This is a genomic window from Mesorhizobium sp. M0296 (genome assembly GCF_040321675.1).
Taxonomy (GTDB): domain Bacteria; phylum Pseudomonadota; class Alphaproteobacteria; order Rhizobiales; family Rhizobiaceae; genus Mesorhizobium.
In genome coordinates, this window is the sequence record NZ_JAMYRZ010000011.1 from 110854 (window position 1) to 122932 (window position 12079).

A 12079-nucleotide genomic window follows, 5' to 3' on the forward strand; every position below is an offset into this window, starting at 1 on the left:
GCGACCATCTCCCCCTCGAGGGGGGAGAGGGCCGTCCCGCGAGTGCAGGCCGGCAACGGAATTCAAAGCTGAAACAAAAAACCCGCCTCGGCGGGCGGGTCGTTGGAGCCAATTGGCACCATGCGTAAATTAATAGCATAGCTGCCGGCACAAAGCAAGAACAAAATGTGGTGCTGCGAGCAAAAAATGCGAATTCCCTTACCGCCGCGCCCGAGGTCGGCCCTCACGAGGGGGAGAATGCTGCCTTGACGTCGTCCCGACTGTCGCCATAGCGTAGTCCGACAGGAGACCCACCCATGGCAGTGGTCGAAGGCGAGAACATCGACATCGGCTTTTCGGGAAAACGTTGCATCCATTCGCGCAACTGCGTGCTTGGCGATCCGCATGTTTTCGTGCCCAACGCGCCCGGCCAGTGGATCCACCCCGAGGCGGCCAGCGTCGAGAAGATCGTGGCGCTCGCCGAAGCCTGCCCGTCCGGCGCCATCACCTATATCCGCAAGGATGGCGGGCCGCAGGAACAGCCGCCGGTGGTCAACATTGTGCGCATAAGGGAAAACGGTCCGCTGGCGCTGCATGCCGAGATCGTGCTGGGCGGCGAAACGTCTTACCGCGCCACGCTCTGCCGCTGCGGCGCCTCGGAAAACAAGCCGTTCTGCGACGGCAGCCACGCCAAGACGGGCTTCATCGCCACCGGCGAGCCGGCGCTGAAGGACACGCCGGCGCTGGAAGTGCGAGATGGCCCGCTCACCGTCACGCCGACGACCAACGGCCCGCTCAAGCTCGAAGGCAATGTCGAAATCGTCACCGGCACCGGCCACACGGTCGACCGTACGCAACGCGCCTTCCTCTGCCGCTGCGGCCACTCCGCCAACAAGCCGTTCTGCGATGGCTCGCACAAGCGCGTGGGGTTTGTGGGGTAGCCTAGCGATCTCCCCCCTTGAGGGGGAGATGTCGCCGAAGGCGACAGAGGGGGTCGGTACGTCCTGACGCCAACGCCATCGCGGCCAGAGAATGCCGGGGCTCCACGCGAGACGACCCCCTCTGGCCTGCCGGCCATCTCCCCCTCGAGGGGGGAGATTACGCTGCCTTGGCCCAGCCATCGCGGCTTTATCGGCCCGTTCATATCCGGTAAGGGGCGGGGCAAGAGAATTCTCCGGACCCGCCAATGACCGCCAAGACCAAATCGCCACCCCTGTTCCTCGGCATCGACACCGGCGGCACCTATACCGACGCCGTGCTGTGGTCGGAGGCCGGCGGGCCAAGCGGCAAGGTGCTGGCAAAGGCCAAGGCGCTGACGACACGGCACGATCTGGCGGTCGGCATCTCCGGCGCGGTCGATGCGGTGCTCGAAATGGCCGGCACCGACCCGGCAGCGATCAAACTGGTGTCGATGTCGACGACGCTAGCCACCAATGCGCTGGTCGAGGGCCAGGGCGGCCGCGTGGCGCTGGTGATGATTGGCTTTGCCGAAGGCGACCTTGCCCGCGACGGGCTGAAGGCGGCGCTCGGCACCGACCCGGTGGTGTTCTGCCCCGGCGGCCACGATGTCCATGGCAATGCGGCAACGCTCGATCTTTCCGGGCTGGAGGCAGCTTTGCCGGAACTGGAAAAGTCGGTATCCGGCTTTGCCGTCTGCGCCTATTTCGCCACCCGCAACCCGGCGCATGAGCTAAGCGCGCGGAACCTGATCCGCGACAGGACCGGCCTGCCGGTTACCGCCAGCCACGAACTGTCGGCCAAGCTCGGCGGCCCGCGCCGGGCGCTGACGACATTGCTCAACGCCAGGCTGATCTCGATGATCGACCGGCTGGTCGCGGCAACCGAAGGCTTTTTGGCCGCGCGCAACATCGCCGCCCCGCTGATGGTGGTGCGCGGCGACGGCGCTTTGGTCTCGGCCGCCTTTGCCCGCCAGCGGCCGATCGAGACCATCCTGTCCGGCCCGGCCGCCAGCCTCGTCGGCGCCCGCCACATGACCGGCCTCGACAATGCGGTGGTCTCCGACATCGGCGGCACCACCACCGACGTTGCCGTGCTCGACAAGGGCCGGCCGCGGCTTGATCCGGAAGGCGCCACCGTCGGCGGGTTCCGCACCATGGTCGAGGCCGTCGCCATGCGCACCTTTGGCCTCGGCGGCGATTCCGAAGTGGCGCTGGAGGACGGCGTGCTCAATCCGAGAATCCTGCTCGGCCCGCGCCGCCTGGTGCCGCTGGCGCTGGCCGGCATGATACATGGCGAGGCCGTCACATCAGAGCTCGAACGCCAGCTGCGCGCGCCCAACCCCGGCCGCATGGATGGCCGGCTGGCTGTGCGCACCGGCGTGCCGGAGCGGCTGGCGGCCGGACTGACCGGTGCCGAAGCCAAGCTTTACGAGTTGATCGGTGCCGTGCCGCAGGCTCTCGACAGATTGCTGTCCTCGAACGCCCAGAACGCCACCTTGAACCGGCTGGTGTCGCGCGGGCTGGTGCATGTCGCCGGCTTCACGCCGTCGGACGCCGCGCATGTGCTGGGCAGGCAGGCCAATTGGGATGCCGCCGCGGCGCGTCTGGGTGCCGAGCTGTTCGCGCGCAGGCGCGACGGCCGCGGCCAGTTCATCGCCGCCTCGCCGGAGGCGATCTCGGAACGGGTGCTGACCGCGCTGACCCGCCTGTCGGCGGAAGTCATCCTCGAGACCGCCTTTGCCGAGGACGGGCTGGATGGCGCGGCGACCGTCGCCCATGCCCTGGTCCAGCGCGCCGTCGACGCGCATCCCGGCATCGCCCGCTTGAGCGTCGCGCTCGACCGTCCGGTGATCGGCCTCGGCGCCTCGGCGCCGCTGCATTATGCCGGCCTGGCCGAGCTGGTCGGCAATCGATGCGTGGTGCCGCAGGATACCGATGTCGCCAACGCGCTCGGCGCCGTCGTCGGCCAGGTCCGGGTTTCGGCCGAGGCGCGGGTCAGCCAGCCCAAGGAAGGGCTGTTCCGCGTTGCCTCAGGTGAAAGCGTGCGCGATTTCAACGACGAGGCGGCGGCAATCGCGGCAGCGGAGAAAGATGTGCGCGCGATTGCCGCCGGGCGGGCGAAGGACGCCGGCACCGACAGCGCCGAGATCGAAATCGCCAGCGAATACCGCGTCTCCACAGTAGAGGGCCAGCGCATGTTCATCGAGGCGCATGTCGTGGCGGTGGCGTCGGGACGGCCAAGGATTGCGGTGTGAGCGCGTAATCGCCCCCCTCGAGGGGGGAGATCGGCAGCGAAAACGCCCTACCTTCACCCTGAGCTGAATTGACCCTGCCACCGTGACATGCCAAAGGCCCGGCCTAGCCTTTCGTCTGGAGAAGCCCTGATGACCGATCGCGTCGAGATCGCCGGATTGCGGATTGCCCGCGAGCTTCATGATTTCGTCGTGAACGAGGCGCTGCCGGGCACCGGCATCGAGGCGGAGGCATTCTGGAACGGTTTTTCGGCGATCGTCCATGATCTCTCGCCAAAAAACCGGGCACTGCTCGAAAAGCGCGATGCCATGCAGGACAAGCTCGACCGCTGGTATCGCGACAATGGCGCGCCCGTCGACATGGAGGCCTACAAGACGTTCCTCCGCGAGATCGGCTATCTGCTGCCCGAGGGGCCGGCGTTCGGCGTGACCACCGAAAATGTCGACCCGGAAATCGCTTTGGTTGCCGGGCCGCAGTTGGTGGTGCCGGTGATGAACGCGCGTTATGCGCTGAATGCTGCCAATGCGCGCTGGGGCTCGCTGTACGATGCGCTCTACGGCACCGACGCTATCCCGGAGACGGCCGGCGCCGAGCGAGGCAACAAATTCAATCCGGCGCGCGGTGCCAAGGTCGTCGCCTGGGTGAAAAGCTTCTTCGACGAGGCGGTGCCGCTCACCACAGGCAAATGGGCCGGCGTCAACGGGCTTTCGGTCGCCAACGGCATGTTGCGGCTCGGCGAGGGTGCCGGCGCCACCACGCTTGCCGACCTCAGACAGTTTGCCGGCTATCGCGGCGATGCCGCCGACCCCGAAGCCGTGCTGCTCACCAAGAACGGCCTGCACATCGAAATCGTCATCGACCGCAACAACCAGATCGGCCGCACCGATCCGGCCGGCATTGCCGATGTCGTGCTGGAATCGGCACTGACCACCATCCAGGACTGCGAGGATTCGATCGCCGCAGTGGATGCGCAGGACAAGGTGCTGGTCTACCGCAACTGGCTCGGCCTGATGAAGGGCGACTTGGCGGAGGAGATCACCAAGGCCGGCAAGAGCTTTGTCCGCAGGCTCAACCCCGACCGCTCCTATACCGCGCCCGATGGCGGCACGCTGACCTTGCCCGGCCGCTCGCTGATGCTGGTCAGGAATGTCGGCCACCTCATGACCAATCCGGCGATATCAGACCGCGACGGCAACGAGGTGCCGGAAGGCATCCTGGATGCGGCGCTGACGGCGCTGATCGCGCTGCACGACATCGGCGTGAACGGGCGCCGCGCCAATTCTCGCGCCGGCTCGATGTACATCGTAAAGCCCAAGATGCACGGGCCCGACGAAGTTGCCTTCGCCGTCGAGATTTTCGACCGCGTCGAGGCGCTGCTCGGCGTGCCCAAAAACACCCTCAAGATGGGCATCATGGACGAGGAGCGGCGCACCACTGTCAACCTCAAGGAGGCGATCCGCGCCGCGAAAGAACGCGTCGTCTTCATCAACACCGGCTTCCTCGATCGCACCGGCGACGAGATCCACACCTCGATGGAAGCCGGCCCGATGATCCGCAAGGGTGACATGAAGCAGGCCGCCTGGATCGCCGCCTACGAAGCCTGGAACGTCGACACCGGGCTGGAATGCGGGCTGGCCGGCCACGCCCAGATAGGCAAGGGCATGTGGGCGATGCCCGACCTGATGGCGGCGATGCTGGCCGAGAAAATCGCGCATCCCAAGGCCGGCGCCAACACCGCTTGGGTGCCGTCGCCGACGGCGGCGACGCTGCACGCCACCCATTATCACAAGGTCGACGTCCATGCCGTGCAAGCGGCGCTGAAGAGCCGGCCCAAGGCAAAACTCGACGACATCCTGTCCGTGCCCGTCGCTGTCCGGCCGAACTGGTCTCAGGCGGACATCCAGAAGGAACTCGACAACAACGCGCAAGGCATTCTGGGCTATGTCGTGCGCTGGATCGACCAGGGCGTCGGCTGTTCGAAAGTGCCAGATATAAACGACGTCGGCCTGATGGAGGACCGCGCCACGCTGCGCATCTCCTCGCAGCACATCGCCAACTGGCTGCATCACGGCGTCTGCACGCCCGAGCAGGTCATGGAGACGATGAAACGCATGGCGGCGATCGTCGACCGCCAGAACCAAGGCGATCCGCTCTACCGGCCGATGGCGCCGGATTTCGACAAGTCCATCGCCTTCCTCGCCGCCTGCGACCTGGTCTTCAAAGGCCGCATCCAGCCCAACGGCTACACCGAGCCGGTGCTGCACGCACGGCGGCTGGAGCTGAAGGCGCGGGATAACGGCTGAACCGAAAGCACGATGCACGCAGGCCAAGGGTAAGCGCCGGCGTCCCCCTCCCCCTTGAGGGGAGGGTGGCCCGAAGGGCCGGGTGGGGTCGCCAATGCAGTGCGCCAACCCAATTCTGACGGTGCGCCCTAGAGCAACGGACGCCCAGATGGAATCAATTCTCTTTCCGGGATGGCGAGACAAACCACGCGAAAGGTGGCGAGCCCGATGTCGTGCACCGGCAGAATGATCCCATCTGAATGTCCGTTGCTCTAGGAGGAGCATCGCAACGCTCCGCACCTCGGTCGGTTTCGAAATGCGACAGGCCGAGCGTCTCACCGGCGACCCCACCCGGCCGCTTCGCGGCCACCCTCCCCTCAAGGGGGAGGGGAACGTCACGCCGCTTGTGCCATCCGTTCCGAGCTCATGCGGTAGGAAATCGCTTCGGCCAGATGGATGCGGCCGACCGTCTCGCTGGCCTCGAGATCGGCCAGTGTCCGCGCCACCTTCAAGACGCGGTGATAGGCCCGCGCGGAAAAGCCAAGCTTTTCGCTGGCGTCCCTGAGCAGCGACAGGCCGGCGGCATCGGGAATGGCAATCTCCTCGATGACTGACGGCGAGCAATGCGCGTTGGTGGTGGCGGAGGTCGCGCCGAGCCGCTCGAAGCGCTCTCGCTGGATCGTCCGCGCCCGCGCCACGCGTAGTGCCACGGCTGCGCTCTTCTCCGCCCGGTCCGGCCGGATCAAATCGCTGGCCGAGACCGCCGGCACCTCGATCCTGAGATCGATGCGATCGAGCAGCGGGCCGGAAATGCGCGCCTGGTAGTCGGTGCGGCAGCGGTCGCCGCGCAGGCAGCGATAGCCAGGCTCGCCGGCCATGCCGCAGCGGCACGGGTTCATCGCCGCGACCAGCTGGATACGCGCCGGGTAGGTGACGCGATGATTGGCCCGGGCGATCATGCAGTCGCCGGTCTCGAGCGGCTGGCGCAACGCATCGAGCGCCTGCGGCGAGAATTCGGGGAACTCGTCGAGGAACAGCACGCCGTGATGGGCAAGCGAGGCCTCGCCCGGCCGCACGCGCAGGCCGCCGCCGACCATCGCCGCCATCGAGGCCGAATGGTGCGGCGCGCGGAACGGCCGCCGGTCTGTGAGTTTTCCTTCGCCGAGTTCTCCGGCCACGGAGGCAATCATCGAAACTTCGAGCAATTCCCTGGGCGCCAGCGGCGGCAGGATCGACGGCAGCCGCTGCGCCAGCATCGATTTTCCCGAGCCCGGCGGCCCGACCATCAAAAGATTGTGGCCGCCGGCCGCCGCCACCTCCAGCGCCCGCTTGGCGGTCTCCTGCCCCTTGATGTCGGCGAGATCGGGCAGGTCGCGCGCCGCGGCATGGATGCCGGCTTCCGGCCGCGACAGAACCTGCGTGCCGCGAAAATGATTGGCGATGGCGATCAGGCTGCGCGGCGCCAATATGTCGAAATCCTTGCCGGCCCAGGCCGCTTCCGGCCCGCAGGCGAACGGGCAGATCAAGCCCTTGCCTTCGGCGTTGGCACCGATTGCCGCCGGCAGCGCGCCAGCCACCGCGGCGATGGTTCCGTCGAGCGACAATTCGCCAAGCACGACATAGCCGGCCAGCATGTCGCCCGGAATGGCGCCGAGCGCCGCCATCAGCCCGAGGGCGATCGGCAGATCGTAATGGCTGCCTTCCTTGGGCAGGTCGGCCGGCGCCAAATTGACGGTGACCTTCTTCGACGGCATCGACAGGCCGGATGCATGAAGTGCTGCCTGCACCCGCTCGCGGCTTTCGGCTACAGCCTTGTCGGCAAGGCCGACGATGTGCATGTTGACCTTGCCCGGCGCGATCATCACCTGCACGTCGACCGGCACGGCCTCGATGCCCCGGAAAGCAACCGTGCGAACCCGCGCCACCATGTCTTCACCCCGGATGCAGGCTTTGCCCCAAGCCTTTGCGATCATGCCGCGAACGGCGTCACCGGAGACAACCACAGATTTCCGGCGAAGGCAAGAACATTTGGGGAACAGCTGAGCGCCACGGCTGCAATGGTCCGGAACGCGGCCGCTTCCAGAAGCAATGTACGCTAGTTGCGCTTCTCCTCGACGGCATCCCAGAACAGGCTGGCGATGTCGGCGCCGCCGAAGCGCTGCACTTCGCGTATGCCGGTCGGTGAGGTCACGTTGATCTCGGTCATGTAGTCGCCGATGACGTCGATGCCGACGAGGATGAAGCCGCGCTCCTTCAGCGAGGGACCGATGCGGGCGCAGATCTCGCGTTCGCGTTCCGTCAATTCGGTCTTTTCGGCGCGGCCGCCGACATGCATGTTGGAGCGCGAATCGTGCTCGGCCGGCACGCGGTTGATGGCGCCGACAGGCTCGCCGTCAATCAGGATGATGCGCTTGTCGCCAGCCCGCACCTCCTTCAGATAGCGCTGCACGATGTAGGGTTCGCGGAACAACTGGCCGAACATTTCGAGCAGCGAGGCGAGGTTGCGGTCGGCCTCGTGCAGGTGGAAGATGCCGGCGCCGCCATTGCCGTAGAGCGGTTTGACGATGATATCGCCGAACTCCTTGCGGAAGGCTGCGACCTCGAGCGGGTCCTTGGTGATCAGCGTGTCCGGCATCAGGTCGGGAAATTCAGTGACGAAGATCTTTTCCGGGCTGTTGCGCACCCAGGCAGGGTCGTTGACCACCAGGGTCTTCGGATGGATGCGCTCGAGGATATGCGTGGTGGTGATGTAGTTCATGTCGAAGGGTGGATCCTGCCGCAAAAGGATGACGTCCATCTCCGAAAGATCGGTGCGGACTTCTTCGCCCAGCGAATAATGATTGCCCTTATCGTCGCGAACCTGCATCGCCTCGATACGGGCAAACACCTTGCCGTCGCGCAGCGACAGCCGGTCGGGCGTGTAGTGGAACAATTGGTGGCCGCGCCGCTGCGCCTCCAGCGACAGCGCAAACGACGTGTCGCCGGCTACCGACACGGTGGAGATGTGGTCCATCTGGACGGCGACTTTCAGGGGCATGGCAGCTCTCCGGCGCACTTGGAGCGATCCACTTGGACGCACAAAGTACGCTCCAACATTTTTTGAATCCATGCATCGTGCTTTCCGAAAATCGATTCCGATTTTCGGGCCGATGCATCGACGACAGCGATATAAGGAAATCGGCGGCTTCTGCCAATCGGCCAAGGTCACGATGAGGCTACGCTTCGCTTGGCGCAGACCTCGACGCGATAGTTCTCAGCGGTCGAACACCAGCTTGGAATAGCCGAGGAAGGACAGCGCCATGGCGACCAGCGAGGCGACCGCAAGGGCTATGAGCGGCGACACCATCGGCAGTGCGAACAACATGACGCAATAGACGAGATAATTGACGACGCTGGTGGCAATGCCGACGCCGCCGTAGCGTGCGCCCTCTTGCGCGACGCCGCGGCTGGAAGGCGAGAAGGTCAGATGGCGGTTGATCAGCCAGGTGACGGACAGGGCAAAACCGATCGAGATGATGCGAGCCGCGAAGGGGCCAAGCGGCGCTATCGCCAACACCAGCCAAAGCGCCGCCGCGTCGGCGACGAAGCCGATGCCGCCGGCGACCATGAAGCGGGCGAGGCGTCCCATTTAGGGCTCTAAGCCGCCCGCGGGGTCTTGCGCGGTCCGGTCTTCAAAGTCGCGAGCGCACTTGCACGTTCACGTTCGACGCGACCGGAAGGCATCGACAGATAGAAGATGCGCTTCTGCTCGGCCCGGCCGCGCGACACCGAATCGAGGATCACGCCGGTCACCGCCGCCAGCATCGACAGCAGCAGCAGGCCGACCGACAGAACCCAGGTCGGCATGCGCGGCACAAGCCCGGTTTCGGCGAACTCGATCAGCACCGGCGCCATCAGAAACAGGCTTGATGCCAGGAAGAACACCGAAAAAGCGCCGAAGAAACGCAGCGGCTGCGTCTCCTTCATCAGCATGGCGAACATCCACAGGATCTTCGCGCCGTCGCGAAAGGTCGACAGCTTCGACGAGGAGCCTTCCGGCCGGCGGCCATAGTCGAGCCCGATCTCGCTGACCGGCAATTTGAGCTGCGAGGCGTGCACCGACATTTCGGTCTCGATCTCGAAACCGCCGGAAACGGCGGGAAAACTCTTGACGAAGCGCCTGGTGAAGGCGCGGTAACCCGAGAAGATATCGGTAAAGTCCGAGCCGAACAAACGTTTGTAGAGGCTGTTGAAGATGCGGTTGCCGAAGGCGTGGCCTGTCCTGCCGGCATCGTTGGCGACGCCGCGCCTGGTGCCCACCACCATGTCGGAGCGCTCGGTCAGCAGCGTGTTGATCAGTTGCGGCGCGTCCTCCGGCGCATAGGTGCCGTCGCCGTCGGCCATCAGGTAGATGTCGGCCTCGATGTCGGCGAACATGCGGCGCACGACATTGCCTTTGCCCTGGCGCGGCTCGCGCACCACGATGGCGCCGGCGGCGCGGGCTCGGAGCGCCGTCAGGTCGCGCGAATTGTTGTCGTAGACATAGATCGCGGCGGCAGGCAGCGTTTCGCGAAAGCGCCGCACCACTTCGCCGATCGTCAGCTCTTCATTGTAGCAAGGCAGGAGCACGGCGATGCTCGGCTCATGGCGCACTTCTTGTGGCATATTCGTCTCCGGATGCCCTGTGAGGCCCCTGACCGCTCAAGCGCCGGCCTCGCTCGGGCGGCTTTACTATTTATTGAAGCTGTTAAGGCTAGGTTTAAACCGCCCCGTATTCCTTCCAAAGGTCCCGATATGAGCACAGCCGACGATGGCGCCTCCATTTGGAGGTCCGATATCGCGCTGGCGCTGCTTGCCACGGTGCTGGCGCTTGCCGTCAATGCCTTTGTCGGCTTCCCGGCACTGACCAATGCCGGCGGCGACAACGACAATCTGCTGCGCCTCGTCGAAGTTCGCGACATGCTGGCCGGCCAAAGGTGGTTCGATCTCCACCAGTACAGGATGGGCCTGGAAGGCGGTTTCGTCATGCATTGGTCGCGGCTGGTCGATGCGCCGATCGCGGCCATCATCATGGCCGTATCGGCCCTGACCGGCAGCGCGGCCTTTGCCGAGAATGTTGCGCAAGTGCTGTGGCCGGCGCTGCTCTTTTGCCTGACCGTGTTTTTCACCGCTCGCGCCGTACGCAGCTTTGCCGGTGACAGCGCCGTGCTGCCCGCTGTCGTGATCGGCGCTGCCGCACTGTATTTCCTCGGCATTTTTTCGCCTGGCGCGCTCGATCACCACAATGTCCAGCTGATGCTGAGCATGGCCAGCCTGAGCCTGTTGCTTGAAGCGCCAACGCGCAGGCCGGCGGCATTGCTCTCCGGCCTGTGCGCCGGATTGATGCTGGCCGTCGGCATGGAGACCGCGCCTTATGTGGCCACCATCGGCGCCTCCGTTGCCATGCTGTTTGCTCTCGGCGCCAATGGCGAGAGGCTGATCGCCAGGGATTTCGGCCTCGGCTTTGCCGGCGTGTCCGCGCTCGTCTTTGTCGCCACCATTGCGCCGTCTGCCTGGGGTCAGGCGCAATGCGACGCCTTCTCGACCGTGCAGTTCGTCGTCGCGGCGATTGCCGGAACCGGCCTTGCGGCGATAGCGTCGGTCGAGCCCGCCGGCCGCACGCGCCAATGGCGCATCGCCTCACTTGGCCTGCTTGCCCTGCTATTGGGCGCTGTCGTCGCCTTGTTGTTCCCACAATGCCTGGCAGCGCCCTATGCCAACCTCGACCCGCGCCTCAAGGAGCTATGGCTTGATCACATCGACGAGGCGCAATCGCTGTTCAAGCTGCTCGCTGAAGATCCGGCCGGGGTGGTGGCGCGCTATGCCACGCCGCTCATCGCGCTCGTGCTGATGGCGCTTCGCCTTGGCCGTGGCGGCTGGCGGCGGCAGGACAGCCTTGTCGGCGCGCTGCTTGCCGTGGCCTTCATCGTCAGCGCCTGGCAGGTGCGCGGTTCGACATTCTCGATCGCCTTCGCTGTCATCCCGCTTGCCGCCTGGATTGCCAAATGGCGTCAACGGGCAGAGGCCAGCGCGTCGCGCAGCGTGGCGCTGCGCATGGCTGCCGTCTGGCTGGTTTCGGTGAATGCGGTCTGGACTGGGGCTGCCGCGGCGACCTCGGTCGCCTTCGACGACAGCAACACCACGGCGGATAATGGCGACGGCACCGATGTCGCTTGCCAGCGCATGGCCTCCTTTGCGGCGCTTGGCCGCCTGCCCGGCACCACCGTGCTGGCAATTTCCAATCTCGGATCGCCGATCCTGGCCTATTCCGGACATCGCGTCTTCGCCGGGCCCTATCATCGCAATGTCGCCGGCAACCTGCTGGCGCTCGATGCCTTCCTTGGGTCCGATGCCGATGCCAGGACGGTCGTGGCGGATCATCACGTCGGCCTCGTCGCGCTGTGCCCCGGCAGCGCCGAGAGCAAGCTCCTCGCAGCCAAGGCGCCGGCAGGCTTTCTTGCCGGGCTGATGCGCGGCAGCGTGCCGGAATGGCTTGAGCCGGTTGCCGGGACCAGCGGCGCCGCCGTCGAATTGTACCGCGTCCGGCTGGGCAGCTGATCGATCGGCAGCCCGTGCGGCCTTTTGTCG

8 protein-coding genes are annotated in these 12079 nt (G+C 65.7%); 4 read left to right on the forward strand and 4 right to left on the reverse strand.

Going from position 1 to position 12079, the window contains the following annotated elements; all coding sequences use genetic code 11:
- Positions 1 to 296: 296 nt before the first annotated feature.
- From NKI97_RS13510 to NKI97_RS13520, 3 genes are all read left to right on the forward strand, one after another.
- Complete coding sequence (locus NKI97_RS13510; protein WP_352457281.1) at positions 297 to 920, forward strand: CDGSH iron-sulfur domain-containing protein; 624 nt, start codon at positions 297 to 299, stop codon at positions 918 to 920.
- A 245-nt stretch (positions 921 to 1165) separates the two neighbouring features.
- Positions 1166 to 3193 carry a hydantoinase/oxoprolinase N-terminal domain-containing protein gene (locus NKI97_RS13515; protein WP_352834623.1) on the forward strand — a complete coding sequence of 676 codons (2028 nt, stop codon included), beginning with the start codon at positions 1166 to 1168 and terminating at the stop codon, positions 3191 to 3193.
- Between the two features lie 129 nt (positions 3194 to 3322).
- A complete protein-coding gene (locus NKI97_RS13520; protein ID WP_352834625.1) occupies positions 3323 to 5494 on the forward strand; it encodes a malate synthase G in 2172 nt (723 codons plus the stop codon).
- Positions 5495 to 5868: 374 nt separating this feature from the next.
- Here the strand turns inward: NKI97_RS13520 and NKI97_RS13525 are convergent, their stop codons facing one another.
- The 4 genes from NKI97_RS13525 to NKI97_RS13540 form a co-directional block, all read right to left on the reverse strand.
- Complete coding sequence (locus NKI97_RS13525; RefSeq protein ID WP_352834655.1) at positions 5869 to 7401, reverse strand: YifB family Mg chelatase-like AAA ATPase; 1533 nt, start codon at positions 7399 to 7401, stop codon at positions 5869 to 5871.
- Between the two features lie 167 nt (positions 7402 to 7568).
- Positions 7569 to 8510 (reverse strand): glutathione synthase, encoded by a 942-nt coding sequence (gene gshB, locus NKI97_RS13530; RefSeq protein ID WP_352749621.1) that lies wholly within the window; start codon positions 8508 to 8510, stop codon positions 7569 to 7571.
- A 216-nt stretch (positions 8511 to 8726) separates the two neighbouring features.
- Positions 8727 to 9101, reverse strand: coding sequence for a GtrA family protein (locus NKI97_RS13535; protein ID WP_352834628.1), 375 nt, complete (start codon positions 9099 to 9101; stop codon positions 8727 to 8729).
- Between the two features lie 8 nt (positions 9102 to 9109).
- On the reverse strand, positions 9110 to 10117 hold the full coding sequence (locus NKI97_RS13540; RefSeq protein WP_352472814.1) for a glycosyltransferase: 1008 nt from the start codon (positions 10115 to 10117) through the stop codon (positions 9110 to 9112).
- A gap of 129 nt (positions 10118 to 10246) precedes the next feature.
- Here NKI97_RS13540 and NKI97_RS13545 point away from each other — a divergent pair, with 129 nt between their 5' ends.
- Positions 10247 to 12049, forward strand: a complete 1803-nt coding sequence (locus tag NKI97_RS13545) for a GtrA family protein (RefSeq protein WP_352834630.1) — start codon at positions 10247 to 10249, stop codon at positions 12047 to 12049.
- The last annotated feature ends 30 nt before the right edge of the window (positions 12050 to 12079 follow it).